The 22,083-nt window shown below is 63.3% G+C and carries 20 protein-coding genes, 1 tRNA gene and 2 pseudogenes; 9 read left to right on the top strand and 14 right to left on the bottom strand.

Annotated elements, in window-relative coordinates:
- Nucleotides 1-89 precede the first annotated feature (89 nt).
- Complete coding sequence (locus A6E15_RS03540; protein ID WP_076143699.1) at nucleotides 90-2,912, bottom strand: ATP-dependent helicase; 2,823 nt, start codon at nucleotides 2,910-2,912, stop codon at nucleotides 90-92.
- A 164-nt stretch (nucleotides 2,913-3,076) separates the two neighbouring features.
- On the opposite strand from A6E15_RS03540, the gene A6E15_RS03535 reads away from it, so the two are divergent.
- Nucleotides 3,077-4,360 (top strand): zinc metalloprotease, encoded by a 1,284-nt coding sequence (locus A6E15_RS03535; protein ID WP_076143697.1) that lies wholly within the window; start codon nucleotides 3,077-3,079, stop codon nucleotides 4,358-4,360.
- Nucleotides 4,361-4,421: 61 nt separating this feature from the next.
- Here A6E15_RS03535 and A6E15_RS03530 read toward each other — a convergent pair whose 3' ends face one another.
- Both A6E15_RS03530 and A6E15_RS03525 read right to left on the bottom strand, forming a co-directional pair.
- Nucleotides 4,422-4,697 carry a HalOD1 output domain-containing protein gene (locus tag A6E15_RS03530; protein WP_076143694.1) on the bottom strand — a complete coding sequence of 92 codons (276 nt, stop codon included), beginning with the start codon at nucleotides 4,695-4,697 and terminating at the stop codon, nucleotides 4,422-4,424.
- 348 nt (nucleotides 4,698-5,045) lie between these two features.
- Nucleotides 5,046-5,486: an archaellin/type IV pilin N-terminal domain-containing protein gene (locus A6E15_RS03525; protein WP_076143691.1), complete on the bottom strand. Its 441-nt coding sequence runs from the start codon at nucleotides 5,484-5,486 to the stop codon at nucleotides 5,046-5,048.
- Nucleotides 5,487-6,245: 759 nt separating this feature from the next.
- Here A6E15_RS03525 and A6E15_RS03520 point away from each other — a divergent pair.
- Complete coding sequence (locus A6E15_RS03520; RefSeq protein ID WP_076143689.1) at nucleotides 6,246-6,434, top strand: hypothetical protein; 189 nt, start codon at nucleotides 6,246-6,248, stop codon at nucleotides 6,432-6,434.
- A 616-nt stretch (nucleotides 6,435-7,050) separates the two neighbouring features.
- Here the strand turns inward: A6E15_RS03520 and A6E15_RS03515 are convergent.
- The 7 genes and pseudogenes from A6E15_RS03515 to A6E15_RS03495 all read right to left on the bottom strand — a co-directional run bounded on the left by A6E15_RS03515 (nucleotide 7,051) and on the right by A6E15_RS03495 (nucleotide 10,666).
- The gene (locus A6E15_RS03515) at nucleotides 7,051-7,440 is read right to left on the bottom strand and encodes a PIN domain-containing protein (RefSeq protein WP_076143687.1); all 390 of its coding nucleotides are present in this window, start codon (nucleotides 7,438-7,440) and stop codon (nucleotides 7,051-7,053) included.
- Nucleotides 7,437-7,589 carry a hypothetical protein gene (locus tag A6E15_RS20745; RefSeq protein ID WP_175607197.1) on the bottom strand — a complete coding sequence of 51 codons (153 nt, stop codon included), beginning with the start codon at nucleotides 7,587-7,589 and terminating at the stop codon, nucleotides 7,437-7,439. The genes A6E15_RS03515 and A6E15_RS20745 overlap by 4 nt, the downstream gene beginning before the upstream one ends.
- A gap of 50 nt (nucleotides 7,590-7,639) precedes the next feature.
- Nucleotides 7,640-7,753: pseudogene (locus tag A6E15_RS22030) on the bottom strand (DUF7692 domain-containing protein); the annotation flags it as partial.
- A 245-nt stretch (nucleotides 7,754-7,998) separates the two neighbouring features.
- Nucleotides 7,999-8,069: transfer RNA gene (locus A6E15_RS03510), tRNA-Pro, on the bottom strand.
- Nucleotides 8,070-8,142: 73 nt separating this feature from the next.
- Nucleotides 8,143-9,051, bottom strand: a complete 909-nt coding sequence (locus A6E15_RS03505) for an RNA-guided pseudouridylation complex pseudouridine synthase subunit Cbf5 (RefSeq protein WP_076143685.1) — start codon at nucleotides 9,049-9,051, stop codon at nucleotides 8,143-8,145.
- Nucleotides 9,048-9,626, bottom strand: a complete 579-nt coding sequence (gene cmk / locus A6E15_RS03500; RefSeq protein WP_076143683.1) for a (d)CMP kinase — start codon at nucleotides 9,624-9,626, stop codon at nucleotides 9,048-9,050. The genes A6E15_RS03505 and cmk overlap by 4 nt, the downstream gene beginning before the upstream one ends.
- A 101-nt stretch (nucleotides 9,627-9,727) precedes the next feature.
- Nucleotides 9,728-10,666, bottom strand: a complete 939-nt coding sequence (locus A6E15_RS03495) for a DUF106 domain-containing protein (protein ID WP_076143681.1) — start codon at nucleotides 10,664-10,666, stop codon at nucleotides 9,728-9,730.
- 210 nt (nucleotides 10,667-10,876) lie between these two features.
- Here A6E15_RS03495 and A6E15_RS22025 point away from each other — a divergent pair.
- A pseudogene (locus tag A6E15_RS22025) lies at nucleotides 10,877-11,584 on the top strand (DUF7289 family protein); the annotation flags it as partial.
- 114 nt (nucleotides 11,585-11,698) lie between these two features.
- Nucleotides 11,699-13,525, top strand: coding sequence for a vWA domain-containing protein (locus tag A6E15_RS03490; protein ID WP_175607196.1), 1,827 nt, complete (start codon nucleotides 11,699-11,701; stop codon nucleotides 13,523-13,525).
- A 118-nt stretch (nucleotides 13,526-13,643) separates the two neighbouring features.
- On the opposite strand, the gene A6E15_RS03485 is transcribed toward A6E15_RS03490, so the two are convergent.
- Nucleotides 13,644-14,279, bottom strand: a complete 636-nt coding sequence (locus tag A6E15_RS03485) for an adenylate kinase (protein ID WP_076143677.1) — start codon at nucleotides 14,277-14,279, stop codon at nucleotides 13,644-13,646.
- A gap of 59 nt (nucleotides 14,280-14,338) precedes the next feature.
- Between A6E15_RS03485 and A6E15_RS03480 the strand changes: the two genes are divergently transcribed.
- The 4 genes from A6E15_RS03480 (at nucleotide 14,339) to A6E15_RS03465 (ending at nucleotide 19,073) form a co-directional block, all read left to right on the top strand.
- On the top strand, nucleotides 14,339-14,782 hold the full coding sequence (locus A6E15_RS03480; RefSeq protein ID WP_076143675.1) for a hypothetical protein: 444 nt from the start codon (nucleotides 14,339-14,341) through the stop codon (nucleotides 14,780-14,782).
- Nucleotides 14,783-15,100: 318 nt separating this feature from the next.
- Nucleotides 15,101-16,090: a cytochrome c oxidase subunit II gene (gene coxB / locus A6E15_RS03475; RefSeq protein WP_076143673.1), complete on the top strand. Its 990-nt coding sequence runs from the start codon at nucleotides 15,101-15,103 to the stop codon at nucleotides 16,088-16,090.
- Nucleotides 16,090-18,573: a cbb3-type cytochrome c oxidase subunit I gene (locus tag A6E15_RS03470; RefSeq protein ID WP_076143670.1), complete on the top strand. Its 2,484-nt coding sequence runs from the start codon at nucleotides 16,090-16,092 to the stop codon at nucleotides 18,571-18,573. The genes coxB and A6E15_RS03470 overlap by 1 nt, the downstream gene beginning before the upstream one ends.
- Before the next feature lie 158 nt (nucleotides 18,574-18,731).
- A complete protein-coding gene (locus A6E15_RS03465; RefSeq protein ID WP_076143668.1) occupies nucleotides 18,732-19,073 on the top strand; it encodes a 2Fe-2S iron-sulfur cluster-binding protein in 342 nt (113 codons plus the stop codon).
- Between the two features lie 41 nt (nucleotides 19,074-19,114).
- On the opposite strand, the gene A6E15_RS03460 is transcribed toward A6E15_RS03465, so the two are convergent.
- The 3 genes from A6E15_RS03460 to A6E15_RS03450 all read right to left on the bottom strand — a co-directional run bounded on the left by A6E15_RS03460 (nucleotide 19,115) and on the right by A6E15_RS03450 (nucleotide 21,272).
- Complete coding sequence (locus tag A6E15_RS03460) at nucleotides 19,115-19,420, bottom strand: hypothetical protein (protein WP_076143666.1); 306 nt, start codon at nucleotides 19,418-19,420, stop codon at nucleotides 19,115-19,117.
- 69 nt (nucleotides 19,421-19,489) lie between these two features.
- The gene (locus A6E15_RS03455; RefSeq protein WP_076148174.1) at nucleotides 19,490-19,774 is read right to left on the bottom strand and encodes a DUF7410 domain-containing protein; all 285 of its coding nucleotides are present in this window, start codon (nucleotides 19,772-19,774) and stop codon (nucleotides 19,490-19,492) included.
- A 97-nt stretch (nucleotides 19,775-19,871) separates the two neighbouring features.
- The gene (locus A6E15_RS03450) at nucleotides 19,872-21,272 is read right to left on the bottom strand and encodes a hypothetical protein (RefSeq protein ID WP_076143664.1); all 1,401 of its coding nucleotides are present in this window, start codon (nucleotides 21,270-21,272) and stop codon (nucleotides 19,872-19,874) included.
- Between the two features lie 154 nt (nucleotides 21,273-21,426).
- On the opposite strand from A6E15_RS03450, the gene A6E15_RS03445 reads away from it, so the two are divergent.
- Entirely contained in the window at nucleotides 21,427-21,693 is a 267-nt protein-coding gene (locus A6E15_RS03445; RefSeq protein WP_076143662.1) for a cytochrome C oxidase subunit IV family protein, read from the top strand.
- The last annotated feature ends 390 nt before the right edge of the window (nucleotides 21,694-22,083 follow it).

The raw sequence follows: 22,083 nt of genomic DNA, 5'->3' as shown, positions 1-22,083 counted from the left end.
ATAAAGTCAGTTTGGGAGGACCCTACCGCTGTTAACCCGATCGACGGACGACGGCGGGGACGCGGCTTCGTCGACCGGACCGGCGGCCGCTATTCGTCGTCCGATCCGGCGGTAATGCCCGCCAGCGACTCCTCGCCAATCTCCTCGAGGACCCGTTCGTGAAACGACTGTAAGGCCGCGCTCTCGTCCTCGGCGAGGACGACGTCGCTGGCCGACAGCGTGGCCAGCCCGAACGCCCTCGGGGTGGGGGAGTCGAGCAACTGGCGGCTGATCTCGAGGTCGCCCGCGTCGATCGCGTCGACGATGGCCTCGATCTCAGCGACGTTGAGTTTGTCCTCTAAGATCTCGCGGTAGGTCTCCTCGATCACCGCGAACTCCTCGAGATCCTCGGCGAAGCCAAGCAGCATCTCGCTGGAGACCTGCTGTTCGCTCGCCGACTTCTCGTAGCCCTTGTAGCGCTTGAGGATCAGCAGCGCGCGGGTCGCGTTGATCCGGAAGTACCGCTGGAGCAGGTCGGTCCCCGACAGCGAGGCCCGGAGGTCGTCCCGTACTTGCTCGGCCTCGAGGTCGGCAAGGATCCCCTCGAGGTCGACCTTGCGGTTGAGCGGCATCGAGAGGACGAAGCCGTTGTCCGCGACCGCGACGCGGACGTTGGCCGTCGCCTCCTGGGCGCAGCGATAGGCCAGCAGCCGCGAGAAGCCGTCGTTGACCTTCCGGCCGTAGGTAGAGTGGACGTAGTAGTGGCGCTCGTACTCCTCTCGGTCGCGGACGACCTCGACGGCGAGCCGGTCGGGCGTGCTGACGCTCTCGGGACCGGCGTACCGACACTGATGATCGAACAGACGGGCGATCGCGCGCACGCTGTCGTCGTCGAGGGGGAACTCCCGGAGCCACGCGCGGACCCGCGGCGGTCCCCCGGCCGCGTAGCGCTCGAGGAGTTCTCCCTGGAAAGCCAGGATCTCGTTGCCGAGGTCGTACGACAGCGGCAGACGTTCGGAGTACCACGAGGGAACGGTCGGCCGGGCACTCGTCCGGTCGACGTAGACCTTCGAGCCCCGACGGTAGCGGAACTCGAAGTGGTCGCCCCCGAGGACGAAGACGTCGCCCTTCTCCAGGGTGTCCAGGTAGTTCTCGTCGAGCTGGCCGACCCACTCGTCGCTCGCGCGCGTGTAGACATCGCAGGTAAAGGAGTCCGGGATCGTCCCGATGTTGGTCATGTAGATGACCCGCGCGAGGCGGCCGCGCTTGCCGATCAGGGGTTCGCCGACGGGGAACGCCTCGTGGTGGTGCTGGCCGTCGGGCGGGTCGTTCTCGTCGCGCCAGACCTTCGCGTAGACGTTTTTCTCCTCCAGCCCGGCGTAGTCGGCGGTGAGATAGCGCATGAGCGACTCGTACTCCGCCTCGGTGTAGTTCCGGTAGGGATACGCTCGCCGGAGCGTCGCCGTCAGTTCGGACTCGGGGCGGATCTCGGCGATAGCCATCCCGTAGACGTGCTGGGCGGCCACGTCCTGGGCGTTCTCGGGGATCGACACCGAGTCGACGAATCCCTCCTCGGCCTTTGTGAGCATGACGGCACACTCGAGGAGTTCGTCCCGGTCGAGCGCGATCACGCGGCCGGTGACGGTCTGGCCGACCCGGTGGCCCGCGCGGCCGACCCGCTGGAGGAGGGAAGCGACGGACTTGGGCGAGCCGACCTGAACCACGAGGTCGACGTGGGGCATGTCGATCCCCAGCTCGAGGCTGGTCGAGGAGGTGACGACGTCGAGGTCGCCCGACTTCAGGCGGCCCTCGATGTCCTGTCGGACCTCCTTCGAGAGGCTGCCGTGGTGACAGCCGGAGTTTTCCTCGTCGTAGGCGTCGAATCGCTCGCGAAGGTTGTGCAGGACCCGCTCGGCCCCCGATCGGGTGTTGGTGAACACGAGCGTGTTCGTGTGGTTCTGCACGTGATCGTCGAGCAGCCGGTAGAACCGGTTCTGGACGACCTCGCGGGGCGTGTTGATCAAGTCGTCGGTCGGACACTCGAGTTCGATGTCGAACTCGCGGGCGAAGCGGGCGTCGACGATCTCGTAATCGCGAGAGCGTCCGCCCGGTTCCTCCCGCCCCACGAGGAACTCCGCGACCGCCTCGAGCGGTTCGATCGTCGCCGAGCAGCCGATTCTGGTAATGTCGTGCTCGGTCATCGACTCGAGTCGCTCGAGGCTGACCGAGAGGTGGGTGCCGCGCTTCCCCGCGGCCAGCGAGTGGATCTCGTCGATGATGACGTACTCGACGGTGCGGAGCTTCTCGCGGAACTTCGGCGAGTTGAGCAGGATGGCGAGCGTCTCGGGGGTCGTGTTCAGGATGTGGGGCGTCTCCTCGAGCATCTTCTGGCGCTCGCTATCGGCGGTATCGCCGTGACGGATGGCGTGGCGGATCTCGCCCATCGACTCGCCATCCCGGCGGTCGACGACGGACGCGATCCCCTCGAGGGGGACCGTCAGGTTGCGGTGAATGTCGTTAGCCAGCGACTTGAGCGGCGAGACGTAGAGACAGTAGACGGAGTTCTCGAGGCCGCCGGGAGACGCCGTCTCCCGAGCGGACGGACTTCGTCCGTCGATCTCGTCGGCGTCGCGGTCCCGTCGATAGAGTTCGTCGATGATCGCACAGAAACTGGCCTGCGTTTTGCCCGACCCGGTCGGCGCACAGATCAGCGTGTTCGTCCCCGACTGGACGTTCGGGATCGCGCCCCGCTGTGGCGGCGTGAAGAAGCCGCCGTTCTCGGGGACGAACTCGCCGAACTCCTCGAGCCACCACTCCTGGACGGCGGGCTCGAGCGAGTCGAAGACGTCGCGGTCGGCGATCGTCGTGACGTCGGGATCGAAGGGCAACTCGGCGTCGGCGATCGGCAACTCGAGGCCGTCGTTCCCGTCCATGCTCGTCGTCTCAGGGGGCGGCGTGTAAGAGGGTTTGGGCGGCACAGTGAAAGTGAAACCGCTGGCAGGGACCGCGCCGACGGCAGTCGCGCCGGGAGCCGACGGACCACACAGTCACGGCGGAGCCACAACACAGATACCCCCTCGTTCGTGACTGTCAGGAAATGCTATCGTCGCGAGCCCTGACCGTCTTCGTTCTCGTCATCGGCCTGGTCACGGCGGGTGTCGTGGCGGGAACGACGGTCGTCGACCTCGACGGCGACGGACGACCGGTAATCGAAGAGGTGCGGGACGGGACCGCGCCGTTCGATGCCGACACCGACGGCGACGGACTCGACGACGACGTAGAGGGCCGGTTGGGGACGGATCCGACCGTGGCCGATACCGACGGCGACGGGCTCGAGGACGGCACCGAGGTCGACGAGTACGGCACCGACCCGACGGCGGCCGATACCGACGGCGATGGCCTCGACGACGGGGCGGAGGTCGGCGAGTACGAGACCGATCCGACGGTCGCGGATACGGACGACGACGGCCTCGAGGACAGCCTCGAGATCGAGGTCGGCACGGACCCACACGACAGCGACACGGACGACGACCGGCTACACGACGCCGCGGAACGCCGCGAGTACGGCACCGACCCGACCGATCCGGATACGGACGGCGACGGGCTCGAGGACGGCGTGGAGCGGCGCTTGTACGGCACGGATCCGACCGCGGCCGATACCGACGACGACGGGCTCGACGACGGTGTCGAGGTCGACGAGTACGACACCGATCCGACCGCGGCCGACACCGACGGCGACGGCCTCGCGGACGGTACGGAGGTCCACCGAGAGGACCGGCTCCCCGACGCGGACCCGCTCCGAACGGACGTCTACGTCGAGATCGATTCCATGGAGGGAACCGACCTCTCGGAGGCGGAAGCCGACCGGATCGTCGAGCGGTTCGAAAACGCCCCGCTCGAGAACCCGGACGGGTCGACGGGTGCGGACCTCCATCTCGTCTTCGACGAGACGCTGCCCCGGGAGGACGAGACGGACGTCGACGACCTGACGCGGTACCGGTCCCAGTACTTCGACGGCTCGGGCGCGGGGTATCACTACCTGGTGATCGTCGACGACGTCGCGGGCGGGACGGCGACGACGAACGTCATCGGGAAGGCGACGCTGGGGACCATGATGGTCGAGGACCAGCCCGAACGCCACGAGACCGGCTCGACGGCGATGCACGAACTCGGCCACTCGCTCGGTCTCACCAACGGTGACTTCGAGGGAATCGACTCGGATCAGTACGCCTTCCCACAGTACCCGAGCGTGATGAACTACAACGCGCCGAGTGACTACTACGGCTTCTCTACCGGCGGCGGCTACCGGGACTTCGACGACTGGGGCTATCTGGCCGAGTCCCTGTTCACGCCGGATACGACGGCCGTGACGGTGGAGTAGTTGCCACGGCCGAGCCGGGCCCTTCCGGCCGGATCGACGCCGCGAACCGTCCCGTCCCGGATCAGTTCTCGTTTTCGCTCGGCGTCGACCCCGTGGCCGAGACGTCCGCGGAGAGATCTATCTCGCCCGAATCGTCGATATGGATCCGATGCCCGCGATAGGAGAATTCGACGGCGACGGGCGTCCGAGATCCGTCGCCGACCGGCCGATACAGCGCGTCCAGCGCATCGGTATCGACGACCGCGTGCAACGGCGGCTCGAGATCGATCGGATCGACGCCTTCGCGTGCCGCCACCCCCTGTACAACCCGAGTGCTGGTCGGAACCGTCGTGGGCATATGTCAGCGGCCAACGACGACGTAAATAAGCCCCTCGATCCTTTGCTGACGCACGGCAGACGAGCGTCAGACACGTATCAGCTCACGTATCTTCCGTGGTCGACTCGAGCAGTCGGCCCCGAACGGTTACCGAGGATAGAAATTCCCAATACGTTTATACCCGTTCTCCTTACACGTACATAGCCCAGCAGAGCTGGTGCCACCGTCGCCCGGCACCAGTGGGCTGTCAGAGGCATTCCACCCACCGCCGAACGACCGTCTCTCGGGCGTCACGACGGCCGTTCGGTCACGCTTCCGGGCGTCGCGTTGCCGATTTTTCGTTCACGGTTCGGGACGGACAGCCGCCGATCAGATCGTGACCTCCCGCTCGAGAACGATCGACTCCGAATGCGACGTGTACGCGACGCCGGTGAGTTCGATCGTGGTGTCCCCCGCGGACCTTTCTTCGACGGTGATCCGCTCGCCGCTTTCGGTGGCGGTTCGTTCGATCGACGAGTCCGTCGTCGCGCCGTCGGTGATGTCGTCACCGCCGGTTTCGGCCGTGATCTCGACGCGATCGCTCGAGCCGATATCGAGGACGACTACCGTCACCGAGCCGTTATCGGTGCCGGGCGCGACCTCGGTTTCGACCGCGGCCCGGGCACCGCCGTCGAGCAGGTCGCCGAAGCCGAGGAAGTACGTCCCGATAGCGGCCGCCAAGACGATCACGACCGCGACCATGAGAACGGTCGAGATGACCGGACTCAACCCCCGATCGTCCGATCGCCGTAACAGACTGTCGTCGGTCATCGACCCACCCCTGGATCGATACGTCGCATGGCCCGCGAGCCCACCCCGGCTCGCGTCGGGCTGCGACGGTGGCGCGTTGTGGCGTCAATGGCCGTCGGCATCCACCAGCTGGTGTCGCCACCTGTTTCCCCCGGATCGATCGTCGCGTCCTCCATTGTCCAACCACCCCGCAGCCCCCGGACGGCCCTCGTCGCTCACGTTGGAGCGCGGTCGAGTCCCCGCTCGACCGCTGTCGTTCGATTCCGTCCGCGACGGCTGCGACTGTATCCAGCCGGTGGAAGCCTCATATAGGTACCAGATAGTGAAGACCATCCGGCCGAGCGATACGGTGCGGGCGTTTTCAGACGTGATAATCAGGGGTGACTGGAGCGGTTACAGCACGGGCTTGAAGCCCCACGGCGCGCGATCGATTCGCCATGCGGTGGTCGAAAGCGGTGTCTCGAGCGAGCCACGGACGCGGCCCCCCGGAACGGGGGCAAGCGGACGCTATTCGGCTCTTCGAAGCAAATTCCCTAACGCTAGCAGTAGATATAAGCCACTTCGTGATAACAATCCGAACGGAAGCCAGTCTCCAACCGCGAACGCGACGGGGGCACGGTCGAAATGCCCCGGGTGCAGGAACACCCGAGACGTGGCTTCCAACCCTGCAAGGGGATTTGAAAGCCATGCTCGAGTTCGTTCTAGCGGGATATAAACGTCCCGCACGACAGTGGAATCAACCCCGACGACCGACGCCGACTGCCACCCGCGGGGTCAGCCATGGGTGAGGACCGGCCCTCGAGCGGGGACGACCAATCCGACGACGAGTGGTCGATCCCCGACTGCCCCCGCTGTGGCCGCCCCGTCTGGATCGTGACCGTCTCGGGCCCCGGCCCGGGCACCGCCTCGCCGTGTGGCTGTCCCGTCGCGTCCAAACTGCTCGCGGACGACCACGACCGCGAGCGGTAGGGACGGCGGGCGGCTCGAGGGAAGTTATTCGATCGTTCGACTCACGAGTGCTCGTCGGTACCGCCATCGCCCATCGAGTAGGTTCCGACCGTCGGCGGTCCGGCCCACCTCATCTGCGAACGTGATTTTGAGTTGCTGGCTTTGGATCGCCTCCCGACTCGAGTCGTGGAATCGCAACACTGGAATACATTCAAGATGACGCTGTAGCTCGGATAGCATCCGCTGATTTTCAGCTTTGAAACCCGATCAGTTCATGAGAATCTTACTAACTTTCATGTATATTAGCAGTAGCGTCTTGGCTACAAGCACCAAGCGGAACGGCAGGACGGCGCGTCGGTTGGTCGAAGACTCCCAATCTGTTCTATCACACGCACTCCTGGGCGGTAACCGCCTGCCGCCGTGTGCGTCGGTCGCTCGGTGGGCCGAGCGGGCGATGGGCGTCTGGTTCTCGACATCGGACAGTTCGCTCGCACGGATGGACCCGCGATACATCGGCCTCACCTCCGCGTCGACCGTCGACGGTCTCCCCTTATTCCGCTGGCACGGCGGGTAATCACCACGGATCCAACAGACAAAGCTCTCCATCGATTCGAGATCCAGGGCGTGATCGGGCTGCCTATATGAGATCGTGAGGACGCTTCGCGCCGTACTCGCGCAACTCAGCGTCGAACGAAACGAGCGTTGCGTCGACCGCATCGGCTGCTGCGAGTGTGAGGGCATCCATCGGATACAGGAGTGTCTCGTTCTGCAATTGATTTGCCGCGACAATATCTGAGGCGTCAGGGAACGTAACAGTTGCCCGGGACCTTATACGCTGTTCGATCTGTTCGACGCGGTCCCGTTCGAACGCCTTCTTCTTCGTGAGGACGGTTCGAAGTTCCACGAGGTTCAGTATGGAAGTATACGTCTCATCGAGCTCATTGAGTGCCTGCACAGCAGTTTCGGACCGATCAGTGTCCTTGGTGACCGCGGCAACGATGACGTTCGTATCGAGAAAGAGCTTCATATCCGCTCACGAACATCGCGGACCTCTTCGACAGCGTCAACCTCGACGTCGACAGCCAGCTCGTTGAGTGCATCACCCAGTGGCACTGTCTCCTCGTCCTCCGGGTCGCCGGCCATGAATTCGGCGAAGTCGTCGGTAGTGAGGCCCATGGTCTACGGCTACGGTCCCCTTTGCAAAAGCCTGCTGGTGAGCGGGATTCTCACTCCGTCTTCGTGATGATCTCGGTGTCGATTTTGAAGTCCACCGCTCGAGTCGACACGGTCTCGGCGACCTCCCGGCGTTGCTCGTGCGTGAGGTCATCGCTCTCGAGAACTCATAGCGGACCCTCCCGCGCATTCCGAAGCGCACGCGCACACTCGGGACAGAGCCGACAAAGCGCGTCGACGCGGTCACTTGGACAATTTCGAATGAGACCGCGGTCGTAGCGAGGCTGCACCCACGTTTCTCTACTCACGGCACAGCGGTCGCGTCGCTCCCTCGTTCGTTGCGTCGCGAAAAGTGGAACAACCGAGGTGCCCAATGGGGCACCTCGTCGTCCCTCATTTTGCTTCGCAAAAGTGGGACCGCCGAGAATTGAACTCGGGTCCTACGGACCCCATCCGCAGAGGATACCACTACCCCACGGTCCCGCACGTGAATCGATGGCCGTCTACCGCTTAAGAGTGTCGTTTCGAAGGCGGTGCGGTACCCGGTTTCGTACCTCTAGACGAGGACTCGCTCGAGGTCGACGACGACGCCCTCATCGGCGTCCGGGCTCGCGACCAGTTCGCCCAGACAGACCGCCGCGTCGTCGGGCGTGTAACAGGCGACCAGCGAGCCCTGCTCGATCCCGTCGTCGGCCTCGACGACGCCGGGGCCGTAGACCGGCGCGCCCTGCGCGATTTCGCGGGCGGCCGACTCCGCGACCACGACGCCGGGGATTCCCTCGAGAATGCGTTCGGCGGGGTCGACCACTTCGAACAGCGGCTCGGGGTCGTCGTCCTCGACCCAGAAGGCCAGCGCGTCGAGGAAGTCGTGGGCCGAGTGCAGCGTCCGGTCGTCGAACGGATCGGTGGCGGTCCGGCGCAGGTGGCCCATGTGGCCGCCGGTGCCAAGCGCCAGCCCCAGATCGTGACACAACTTGCGGACGTAGGTGCCGCTTTCACAGCGAATCCGCAACAGGAGCCGACGCTCCTCGGCCTCGAGGACCTCGAGGTCGTAGATCTCGCGCACACGTAGGCGACGCGCGACGGCGCTTTTCCGCGGCGGCTTCTGGTAGACCGGCCCCTCGAACTCGGCGACGACCGATTCCGCGTCGGCCGGCACCGGCGCGTGACACTCGAGGACGGCGACGTACTCCTTTGGCCCCTCGAGAAAGACCTGTGCAAGGCGGGTCGCATCGCCGAGCATGACCGGCAAGCAGCCGGTCACTTTGGGATCGAGCGTTCCGGCGTGGGCGGCGCGATCGATCGTCGCCGTCGCTCCGCGATCGGCGAGTGTCTCCGCGACCGCGTCACGAAGCCACCCGCTGACCTGATGCGAGGACGGCCCGGGCGGCTTGTCGAGGTTGACGACGCCGAAGGTGAGCAGTTCGGCGGGCGAGCGCTCCGCCGGTGGGCCACGGAGGGTCATTCGAAGCCGTTCTCGAGTTCGACGCGTGCTTTCCCCTCGTCGCCGTCGGCCTCGTAGCGTTCGACGGCGGTGACGAGCATATCGAGGACCGCCTCGGGCTCCCAGCGAGCCGTGTTCACCGACAGATCGTAGATCGTCAGGTCTCGGATATCGATGCCGTAGTACTCCTGATAGCGCTGGGCCTCGCTGGCCTCGCGGGCCTTCGTCTCCTCGGTCGCTCGAGCGGGGTCCTTCTCCTCGCGCTCGGCGATGCGTTCGCCGCGGACCCGCGCCGGCGCGTCGAGCCAGAACCGGAAATCGGCCTGATCGCCGGCCAGCCACCCGGCGAGTCGCGACTCGAGGACCAGATCGTCCTCCTCGACGGCGATCTCTCGCAGCCGCCGGTCGAGATCGCGGTCGATCTCGTCGTTTTCCTCGGCGAGCTTGTTGAACTCGAGCGGGGTATACCCCCGCTCGTCGGCGAGTTCGCGGAAGATGTCACCGCCGCTGACGTGGTCGAGGTCGAAGGTATCGGCGAGCAACTCCGCGGTCGTACTCTTCCCGCTGCCCGGCGGGCCGGAGACGGTGAGTAACATATCTTATCTGGGGAGGGAGACACTAATGAGACTTTTCGTCTCCGCTGTCGGCGGAATTCAGCTATCGGCGGCTGTTCGAACTGAAGCGGGGCGTGGCGGGTTCACGACGGAGACATGTCGATATCGAGTGCCTTCCGGATGAGTTGGTTGCAGGCCATCGAACACAGGAAGTACCAGAAGAGCCACACCGGGATGAAGCCCTGCAAGCGGTCACCCCACGAGACCTCGCCGGCCAGCGGGATGACGACCATCTCGCCGCTGATCCCGCCGTACATCTTCCAGTACATCCACAGGAACATCGGGATAGTAAAGAGCATGATCCAGACCATCGGACGGAACTGCTCTTTGAACATCCCGAGGTTGTCGGCCATGGCTTCCATCTGCTCTTCGCGCGCGCGTTCGATTTCGTTCTCGAGGCGCTCGATCTCGGCCTCGCTCGCGCCGCGTTCCTCGGCCTCCTTTTTCTCCTGTCGGAGTTCCTTCTGCTCTTCCTGGACGGCTTTCATCCGTTCCTGGTACTTCCCCATGATCTCGGGGTTCATCAGGTTCGCCTGGAGCAACGAGGAGTAGAGGCCGGTGATCAGTGCAACCGAGAGGATCACGGCGTAAAACGGCAGCGCCGCGTCGAGGGGACCGAGGGCGAGATCGAGCGTGTTCCCGACGACGTTGCGGATCGAGTCGAACCAGTAGCCGGGCATCAACAGCAACGCACCGACGCCGGCGAGTTTGTCCCACTGCGACCAGCTCGATGCCTCCTCGTCGATATCGATGTCGGCGGCCGCGCCCCCGCCGTCGCCATCGCCGTCGAGCGCCCGGTCGAAGGCCTCGCGATCGGCGATCTCGAACCCGTCGTCGCCGTCGACTAGAACGCCTTTTTCGATCAATCGCCCCCACTGTCCGCTCGTCAGGTCGTCGCTGACGTCGGCCCACTGAACCTCGCCGCCGTTCCTGTCGGCTGCCTCGCGGATGGCCTCAAGGGCCGCGGCCATCGAGGAATCCTCGCGGACGAGGGCGTCGATCTTTTCGGCTGTACGCGTCATCTGCTTGGGCTAGGGCACGTCGGCTATACAAGTGTTTTTCTTCGGTCTCCAGTTCTCGACTCCGTTCAAAATAATCACTCGTACAGAACAATGATAGGCCGTATTCTGACATGAGTCACGGTAGAACGAGGTCTGCAGGGCCCCACGTTACAATATTCTAACCTTTCTATCCACACAGTTTTATAGCAGTATCATCGTATATAAGAACGAATGACCCGTCTCGGTGGATCTCCATCCGGTACTCGATCGATGGAGCGTGGAGTGAGTCCGCAAGTCGCGATCGTGCTTCTGATCGGATTCGTCCTCGTCGGCGCGCTACTCGTGTTCACCGTCGGTATGGGGGCTCTCGATTCGATTCAGACGCAGGCGACGGACGAGCGCGAACGACAGACCCTCCAACAGTTCGATCACGACTTATCGGGGTTGACGACCGACGCAACAGGGTCCGTGTATCTCGAGGAAGGGCAGTACAATATCTCCAACTCGAGTACGATCCACATCAATAGCTCGAACGGGTTCGAGGAACTCTCGAATTACTCGATTGAGATGGGGACGCTGCGCCAGAGCGGCGATTCCGGCACCGAGTACGGGTATCAGGCCGGGGGTATCTGGCGCAACGACGGCGGGGGAACGACCGTCGTCTCGGAGCCCGATCTCCGATACTACAAGGACGGCGATTACGGTCGGATCGACTTCTCTATCATGAGCCTCAGCGGGAACGCCGGCTCGGGCGAGAACACCGTGACACAGTATGATTCGTCACGGCCGTCGGTCGACACCCCGAGCAAAGACGAGTTCGTGAGCCACGTCGAAATCACCGTCGAGGGAACGCAGTATCACGACGGGTGGTACGAGTTCATGAGCGACGAATTCGACGCGACCGATATCGACACGGTCGCGCGCTCGAAGCCGACCGATTGTAATTTCGATGCCGACGTGAGCTTCGAGCAAAATCTCGTCTGTCACGACCGAGACGACCAAACGGTAACCGTCATCGCGACGATCGACGGCAACAATCCGTTCGCCCACCACGTGGGAATCGAGCCGACGATCTACGGCGGACTCTCCGCCGACAGCATCGAAGACGGGACCGTCGAATCCAACCTGGCGGTTTCAGGGTACACCAACGACACGACGAATACCTCCGACGACCTGTTCACCGTCGAAGACGGATTGGAACTCGAGGACGATGCAGATATCGAGGGGTACCCGGTTCTCAATGGAATGATCGATCCGTCCGCCGAATCGGCGGTCGATCCGATATCGTACGTCTGGGATCCGAACTTCAAAACGAATACAGCGGCCGTCGTCGACGACGATGACGACCAATACAAACGGAACGAGACGTGGATCGCACATCTAACCGACGACGTGATCGCGGCGAACATGTCCCGCCCGTTCGAGACGCACGAGGGCATCGACGACGAGATCAACGACGGTGCGCTGGGCTATCTCAGGGACAACGTCGGCAGTGACATGGTCACCGAGTTCGACAGCACGAGAGACACGATCGACGAATCCGGCCGGTACTACACGAGCGATTTCGACGTCGACGAAATCGATACGTCGGACGGGGACGTTCATATCGGCGTCGGTGACTTCGAAGACGATACGCTCTCGGGTCTGACCGTCACGGGTGAGAACCAAGCGTACATTTACACTGATACCGACGACATGGAAATTACGGATGACGGCGGCGACAAGAGCGTCTCGGTCTCCGGTACTCGGAAGGGGAACTTCTGGCTGTACGGGACGAGCGCTACCGAGATCACGTTCGACGACGGGACAGCTTTCGACGGCGTCGTGTACGCACCCGATAGTGAACTCACTCTGGAGGAAGACGCCACGATCACTGGGGCGATCGTCGCTGGAGAGACCACTATCGACGACGACGTGACGATCAACTTCGATCGGAAACTCCGAACCGACATCCCAATTCCGGAGGAGAATCAGGACATCACGATCGAAGAGGCTCGAGATCCGCTCGACGTGACCTTCGTCCTCGACGGCTCCGGTTCGATGGGCACAGTATACCGTAGCGGAACCGTGACCGATACACGAGAAGAACCACCATTCAGTACGTCGTGGGATACTGATGCAACAGTGGATCCCGACTCGAAATACGCTATCGAGGTTGAGAGGTGTTCGTTCTGGGGGGGATGTACGACCACGACCGTCGAACCAGGAGAAACGACTAGCTTCATCAACAGTGATGATGTTCGAGTTGCCAACGAGAGCTGCAACGGATGTGAGGTTACGGTCTTCGAAACGACTGGAAACGATCCGCTAGAGATCCGTGCCGATGCGACACAAGACTTTATCAATGCATTAAACGAGTCGAACGACGATCGTGCCGGCGTGTTCGAATTCGACACTAACGGACGGACCTTACACAGCCTGAGTTATGACCTCTCGAGCGTCAAGAGTTCAGTTTCGGTCGAGGCAGACGGGGGGACGGAGATGGCAGCAGGAATGTCACCTGCCCTCGATCAGTACAGTAGTTCGAACGACAATGAACGCGTCATGGTTCTGCTGAGCGACGGTAAAAACAGCTATGGAAATGGTGCAACCGAGGAGGCAGTCGACGATGCGATCGACAAAGACGTCACGATCTATACGGTCGGTCTCGGTAACGACCTCGACGAAGAGTTATTGAAGGAAACTGCAACCAAAACCGGCGGCGAATACTACACCGCTGACGATGCCGGGGAACTGAAAGACAAATTCGGTCTAATTGCCGAGCGCGAAATCACTGACAAGGAAATCACGTTCGAGGTCGGGGATCTCCCCGATCCGGGAGAATCCTCGAACGACTACGTGGTCAATATCGAGACCCAGCAGGTTCGTGTCGAAAACTAACCACTCCGAATCGCTGCCAGCGTCGCATCACGATCCGTTCTAAGCGCCGTTTCGGACGGAATACGACGGTCCTAAGGGGGAAGTCATCGCCGTCCGTCGATGATCCTCGAGCAAACGACTACGACGCGTCCTCGATCGTCGACTTGACGTCCGCCCAGACCGCGTCGGGGGCCTGCTCGCCGTCGATCCGCTCCAAGTCGCCCTGCTCGTCGTAGTACTCGATGACCGGTTCCGTGTTCTCGTGGAAGACCGACAGTCGCTCGCGGACCGTTTCCTCGGTGTCGTCGTCGCGCTGCTCGAGCCGTGCTTCCACTTCGGGGTCCTCCGGCGGGTTGTACTCGACGTGATAGATTTCGCCCGTCTCGGGGTCGAGCCGGCGGCCGGTCAGCCGGTGGACGAGTTCCTCCTCGCCGACGTCGAGATAGAGGACGACGTCGAGGTCGGTCATGTCCTCGAGTTCCTCGGCCTGTTCGAGGTTCCGCGGGTAGCCGTCGAGGACGAAGCCGTCGGCCTGGGAAAGCGCCTCGTCGACGATCGCGTTGACGACGTCGTCGGGGACGAGTTCGCCCTGATCCATGTACTCGCCGGGCGTGTCGTACTCGGTGTCCATGTCGGAGATGTCCATCTCCTTGTTCGATCGCAGCGCGTCGCCGGTCGTGATGTGATCGACGTCGAACTCCTCGATGATCTTTGCGCTCTGGGTGCCCTTCCCTGCCCCGGGCGCACCGAGGATCAGGATTCGTGGCTGTGCCATACGCCACCATTTACGGGCGTCACATAAAGGCTTAAAGAATCGGGCACGTCCGTCGGTGTATGACCCGCTTCGACGCCGCCGAACCCGCCGAGCGCCGGAAACTGTACGTCGACACCATCACCGCCCACCGCGAGCGTGGGAGCGCGTTTTGTACTCTCGAGGTCGACGAGAGCGCACTCGAGGCCGACGACGAATCGGCAGCGGACGTGGCCGGCGCGACCGACGAGCCGGCCACCGATCTGGGCACCCCCTGGATCCAGTTCGGCGACGATACGATCAACCTCGACTGTACCGATGCGGAACTCGAGGAGTTGAAGGCCCGCCTCGCAGAGTTCCCCGCGTTCAAGATCGACGATCTCCATCGCCCCGAGGAGGCCGAGGGGGTCAACGTCCGGATCAGTGCCAAAGCGGATCCGAACCGGATCGCACAGTTTCTCGACGACGTCTTCCTCGAGGTGTACGACCTGTCGTCGACGGGTCGTGTCTGGGCAGTCGAAGTGTAAGCGCGCGGGCACGCACAGGAGTGCGGGTTCGTTCAATTCGGGTTCGTGTCGCCTCCGACATCGAAACCGAATATATCCGCCAAAACGGTTATATTGACGAGAGCAATGTATACGCGAGGACACGAACTCGATCCGGCAGCGACAGAAAAAAGGGCATCGGGCCCAATCAAACAGCGGTGAACCGATGCCGTGGGAGAAGTTGTCACCGATCGAGTCGGGTAGACGATGCGATCGACAGCCCACACCAGTTGGGCGGTTTCCAAATAGATAAGTGCCCCCAGCAATCATCCTCCGACATATAACCGGCATTCAAAAGAGATGAACACACTTTACAGCGCACTCATCGCTCCGATGCAGCGGACCCGCGTCGACGTGTTCGAGAATATCTTTCTGGTATTCCTCGGACTCGGGACGCTCGTCGGTATCGTCGTGGTCGCATACACCTTGTACAACGCATACAAGTATCGCGACACCGGCGAGCCTACGGGCGACGACGAGGATCTGCCATCGGTCGGGGAGTTACCGACGGGCGGAAAGGGCGGCAAGAAACTGTTTCTCTCGTTCGGCATCAGCGCCGTCATCGTCATTTCGCTGGTGATCTGGACGTACGGGATGCTGCTGTACGTCGAAGATCCGGGCACTGACGGCACACAGGATTCGATCGAGGTCGAAGTCACCGGAGAAGGCTTCGCCTGGTTCTACGAGTACGAGAACGGGATCGAAGCGACCAGCACCCTTCGAGTCCCCGCCGGGGAACGGGTCTGGTTACAGGTGACCTCGGGTGACGTCTGGCATGCGTTTGGGATCTCCGATCAACGGGTGAAAGCCGACGCCATCCCGGGCGAATACGACGAGACGTGGTTCCAGGCCGACGAGCCCGGCGAGTCCGAGATCGAGTGCTTCGAACTCTGTGGCGAGTACCACACCTCGATGGTCGGCACGCTTCAGGTCATGGAGCAAGACGAGTTCGACCAGTGGATGGACAACCAGCTGACGATGCAGTTCACCATGGTCGACGGAAACGAGTCCCGAGTCACCGAAGGCTACGAGATGACTCTCGACCACCAGGAGAACGACTCCATCGAGGACCGCACCCTCACGGCCGAGGAGTTCGATAACGGGACGATCGAGATCACCGACATCGAACAGGCCGGCCAGTACAACGTGACGATCGAGTCGACCGACGGGCAGTTCGAGACGGTCGAAGACCAGTTCGACATGACCGGCCCGGTCGACGAGACCTACACGCTCGAGATGAACGAGAGTGAAAACAATGCAAGCGAGACGAACGACGGAGGTGAGAACTGATGGGTGACCTCCCGCCGAAGCGCTCGATCAAGCGGTGGCTGGTCACGACCAACCACAAGGACGTCGGCATTCTCTATCTGACGACGGCGATGTTCTTCCTGCTGTTCGGTGGCGTCCTCGCGCTGCTGTTTCGCGCCCACCTGTGGCAGACGGGCGGCACCGGACTGCTGACGAACGACCAGTACTACCAGTCCGTCTCCGGACACGGACTCATCATGGTCTTCTGGTTCCTGTCGCCGATCGCGAGCGGCTTCGCGAACTACTTCGTGCCGCTTCAGATCGGCGCGAAGGACCTCGCGTTCCCCCGGCTGAACGCGCTGAGTTACTGGTTCTACCTGTTCTCGGGCGTTCTCATGGGGATCTCGTTCTTCCAGGGCGGCTCGTTCTCCGGGGGCTGGACGATGTACGCCCCGCTGAACGTGCCGACCTACACCCCGGCGATGGAGGCGATGACCGGCGGTAACGCGATGGTCCTTGGCCTGGTCTTGTTCTGTATCTCCATCACGATCGGGACGGTGAACTTCCTGACCACGATGCACCGATCCCGTGCAGAGGGGCTCGGTCTGTGGAACATGCCGATGTTCTCGTGGTCGTGGCTGCTGACCGCCTGGATGATGCTGTTCGCGTTCGCGGCACTGCTTGCAGCCGTGCTGTTGCTCTCGGTCGATCGGCTGTTCCTCACGCAGTACTTCGCGACCGATCAGGGCTCGAGCCTGCTGTGGGCGCACATCTTCTGGTTCTTCGGCCATCCGGAGGTGTACATCGTCTTCTTCCCGGCACTGGGAATCATGTTCGAGACGTTCCAGACGTTCACCGGACGACGACTCGTCGGCCGGAAGTGGGTCATCATCGCGATGGTACTGGTGGCCGTGCAGTCGTTCCTCGTCTGGATGCACCACATGTTCCTGTCGACGATCAACCTCCCGATCAAGACCCTGTTCATGGCGACGACGATCGGGATCTCGTTACCCTTCGACCTGATGGTCTTCGCGCTGATCTATACGATGGTCAAGGGTCGCGTTCGGTTTACGACGCCGTTCCTGTTCTCGCTCGGCGCGCTCGTGTTGTTCATCCTCGGTGGCATCACCGGGGTCTTCCTCGGAGCCGTCGTGCTCGACTACGAGTTCCGGGGCACCTACTGGGTCGTCGCCCACTTCCACTACGTGATGGTCTCGGGCGTCACGGCCCTGATGGGTGGTATCTACTACTGGTGGCCGAAGATTTCCGGGAAGATGTACTCCGAGCGGCTCGGAAAGCTCAACTTCGCGGTCTACTTCGTCGGGTTCAACCTGCTGTACTTCCCGATGTTCATGGCCTGGGAGACGCCGCGCCGCGTCTTCCACTACGGCGAGAGCGCACAGCTCTACCACCAGCTGGCGACCGTCGGGGCGTTCGTGTTCGGGGCCTCGTTCCTGATCATGTTCTTCACGCTCGGGAAGAGCTTGATCTCCGGCCCCGACGCGCCCGATAACCCGTGGACCTACTCCCGGACCGCGGAGTGGGCGATCCCGTCGCCCCCGCCGCTCGAGAACTGGTCCGACCGGCCCAGCTACGCCAGCGGCCGCCTGGAGTTCGTCGACGACACCCCGACCGCGACCGACGGCGGTGTCGCACAGGAAGCGACCGGGGTGGCGACGACGAGCCACGAGGAGGAACACGCCGACCACGCCAGCATCTGGCCGCTCGGGATCGGTGTCGCGACGTTTACGTTCTTCCTCGGACTCAGCGGCATTACGCCGTACGTCTTCTCGTTCGTCGAGTCCCACATCACCAGCGATGTCGGTAGTTTCGTGACGCTCGATTCGGCACCCCCACAGAACATCATCTATCCGGTTCTGGTGGCCCTCGGCGTGGTACTGCTCGGGATCTCGCTGTTCCAGTTCGGCCGCGAGCAGTTCGACGCGCCCGAGATGGCGGTCGCCGAACGCTGGCCGTTCGGCGGCATCAGCAACGAGAAGATGGGCGTCTGGGTCTTCCTGGCCTCGGACGTCGTCGTCTTCGGTGCCGCAATCGGAGCGTACGTCTTCATGCGTCTCCACATGGGCTGGGGCGCCTGGCACCTCGACGCCATCACGAACGCCGGCCTGTTCAACACCTACGTCCTGCTGACCTCGAGTTTCACGGTCATCCTCGCACACGTGATGGCCGAGCGCGGGAACAAGAAGGGACTGCTCGGCGCGCTGAGCGCGACGGTCCTGCTCGCCCTCGTGTTCATGGGCGTCAAGGCCTTCGAGTACAGCAGCAAGTTCGCCGACGGTCACTACTGGTTCAGCGGAATCGAGTACTCGTTGTACTTCGTGACGACCGGGCTCCACGCCCTGCACGTCATCCTCGGCGTCCTGGTCGCGCTGTTTATGATCTACCGCGTCGTCTCGGTCGATGCCTACCTCGAGAACCACGCGCCCGTCGAGTCCTTCGGACTCTACTGGCACTTCGTCGACATCGTCTGGGTCTTCCTGTTCCCACTGTTCTACCTGATGTAAGGCCCGCGCCGACGCGGGCTTTCGGCGTTCGGTCGTGATTTGCCGCTCGAACGACACGGGCGCTCGAGCGGTCTCGATTCGCCTGTTACCGATGGCCTATCGACAGGCAACGGTCCCGCGGCCACTAGAACCACGTACTACGGGCCCGTACTGCGAGTATGAGCGGGGCGATTCCGGTAACCGTGATCACCGACGAGGGCGAACGCGTCATCGAGGTCGAGTCCGGAACGATCCTTCGGGACGCGCTGCTCGAACACGGGTTCCCCGTCTACGGGACGATATCACGAGTTGCCAACTGCGGGGGGCGTGGGCTGTGTTCGACCTGTACCGTCGAGGTCGAACCCGCGCCGGAACCGACCCACTGGCACGACGCCGCGGCGGTCCGGTTCGGCTATCCGCGCCTCTCCTGTTGTCTCGCGGTCGAGGAGCCGCTGACGGTCCGATGTCTCGACAAGCACGTTTGGGGGCAGGTCCTCCCGCGTCGGCCCTCGTCGAGGTAACCCCACTGCGTACGGTTGTCGTCGCTCGATAGCCGCCGTAGTTACGCTCCGTCGGTCCGAGACCGTGCCAGAACGACAAGCACTAGACGGATCGTAACGAGCGCGACGCTCGCGCCGACGACGGCCATCGGGAACGGGTCTTCGTCGGCGGTCGGTTCGGCGTCGGTCGAACTATCGGCAGGCGGCCCACTTGCCCCGGCGACGGGCGCGATCGAGTCCGCGGCGGCCGTTCCGGCGTCGTCGGTACCGGCCGCCCCGAGCGCGAACGGCACGCCGAGGGAAACGGGCAGGACGCAAGTGATGCCGAGGGCACCGACGATGTCCCGGCGACGGCGGCCAGTGGCCACGTGACCGATACTGTGTAGTCAGCGGGCAAAGGGATTCCGGAGAACGAACCAGTCGGCGAACCGCACGAGCTATCCGGCCCAGACGAGCGCGTAGATGAACGTAAACAGGAAATAGACGAGAAACACCGAGATAGCGGCCTTGAAGTGAAACGTGAACAGGTCGTACTCCTCGTCGTCGCGTTCCTCGTCGAAGGCCTCGCGCTCTGCGTCCGTACACTCCTCGGCGTGTTCGACCCCGATGTGGAAGGTGACGTAGCGGTCGGCGCGAAACGGCCGTCCACAGTACGGACAGGTCGCTGCCGGGCCGTCCGCCGGCACCTCGTACTCCGACTCGAGCGTGCGATCGGTCGCCATTCGGTCGGTCGTTGCGGCGGCGCGAAGAAGTGATTGCCGGTTCGGAATCCCGAGCCGATCGGCCAGCACCACGACGGGGCGTCGATCGGGCGACCCGTCAGCTCGGGACGTACGGCGGACTCATCGAGCCCTGCGAGACGAGATACAGGCTCGCCATCGTGAAAAAGACCATCACGACGATCAGCGGGTACTGGCTCCTGATCGCCTGTAGCTTGCCGGGAAACAGGTCGAAGGAGACAGTGTGACTGACCCACACCGCGAGGACGTGGCCGAGCAGGATGCCGGCAATCTCGACGTAGCCGAACCAGCCCGGCAGGGCATAGCGCGTCGGGTTCGGCGGCGGGTTCAGCGGCATCGCCACGGCGTCGACCAGCGACGGCCACAGCGAGAGCCCGAAGCCGACGTAGTGTGCGAGGTGGTAGCCGGCCGCGATGGCGAGCAACGGGGCGGCGAGCCTGAGCCCGAGGTAGGTTCGGGAAAGATACGTCTCGGCTCGCTCACGGGTTCGATCGACGGCGAGCCAGTAGATCTTCCAGAAGACCGCGAACCCGCCCGCCAGCAGCGCCAGATAGACCAGCCCCGGCGGCAGACCGATCCCGACTACCGTCTCGATCGTCCGAACGCCGATCGGCGTGACGATGAAGCCGCTGTAGGTCAGTTCCCAGATCAGTGCCAGGACGAAGGCTACGAGCGACCGGTCGGTCACGAGGTCGGTCTCGCTCAAGCGCGCGCCCGGGAACCGCACCTCGAGCCCGTCGTCGGTCCGCTGGATCGGTGCGACGGCCCCGTAACACCGGAACCACAGCGAGAGCGGGTCCCCGCGACGAAACCACGTCTCGGGGGAGAACACGAACGCGCTCGTGAGCGTAAACGACGAGTACAGCAGGAGGACGAGAACCAGCGCCTGCGGCGACGACGTCAGCGGCGCGACGATCTCGAGCCAGACGAAGACCAACAGCGCGATCACGGCGGGCCAGGAGCCGTACGCCTCCGGGTAGGGCTCGTCGGCGCTCGGCAGGGCCTCGGCGATCCGTCGCCAGGGGTTCAGCGCGGGCCAGGGGTTCCCGACCGTGTACGCGAAGATGGTCAACAGCGCGCGGCCACCGGCGAACGTCACGAGAACCGTCGCGCTGACCAGCCCGATATTCGGTCCGAGGACGCCGACGACGAGGATTCCGGCTAGTCCGAGCAGGCCGACGACGCCGAGCAATAGGGCACCGGCCGATTCGATCCGCTTCGCGGGCGACTCGAGGGCGCGATCGTGGTAGGTTCCGATGACGTCCCGGTCGGTCACGAGCATGGTCAAAAGCGCCGAGGCACCGACCGTACCGCCGCCGGTCGCGAGGTAAAGCCACGTCGGCACGGAGACGTCGCTGCCGCCGGTGAGACCGGCGGCGACGTTGCTGGCGGCGGCGACGCCGGCACCGACAGCCAGCGCGACGAACGCGACCGCGAGGCCGATACCGCATCGACGGACGAACGCCGACCGTCCACTCATTGCCGGTCGTTCGGACTGGGCGTCTATTTACGTGTCGCTTCCGCTCCCGCGGCCCCGATCACGAGACGGCCGAGCCGTCGCTCCGCGGAAACTCCCGCCTCGAGGGGAGGCGCATGAGGAAGGTATAAGTATCCGTCGCTCACATTCCCCACTAATGGCGAGCCTTCGGACGTACAGCCTGATTTACGTGGCACTGCTACTGCTGGCTACAGGGAAGTTCGCCTTCTTCCACTTCCCCGAGATCTTTAGCGAACAGGTTGCGATCGCCGGGACGATGGTGTTGGCGGTCATCAAGGTCTCGCTGATCGCCGGCTACTTCCAACACCTGAAAGACGAGCCCCGCTCGATCACCTACATGATGCTCACCGCGGCGTTCATGGTCGTCCTGCTGACCCTCGCCGCCGGGTACTCGATTCAGTAACCGCGACGTCTCGTCGAGACGATCGGGCACGTCCTTTCTTCTTCCAACGGGTTGGGATTTCTGACAGCGCCGTCGAGTAGTCTCTCGGCCGTTACAGCCGCGAGACGCGGCCGGCTGTCACCAGGGTCCCGCCCGTCGACTCGAGTCGGCCGCTCCGGAGCGTTCGTCTACCCGGACGCGCCACGTTCCGGAGCCGATGAACTACGACCAGGAGAACCGCCACTGTCGGACCTTCCGGACTCCACCGCTGGTAAACGAAGGCAGCGAAATTTGCCGAACGAATCGCACTTGAGTTGAGCGAGTCTCGTTCTCGACGGTCCACGCTATCGGGCGCGCTCGAGGGCGAATTCGACTGTTCGGCCTCGACACGAATCTCCACGTCCCGATTAC

Source organism: Natrinema saccharevitans (genome assembly GCF_001953745.1).
Lineage (GTDB): Archaea > Halobacteriota > Halobacteria > Halobacteriales > Natrialbaceae > Natrinema > Natrinema saccharevitans.
The sequence above is the reverse complement of the archived record's forward strand: the minus strand, read 5'-3'. Positions and strand labels throughout refer to the sequence as shown.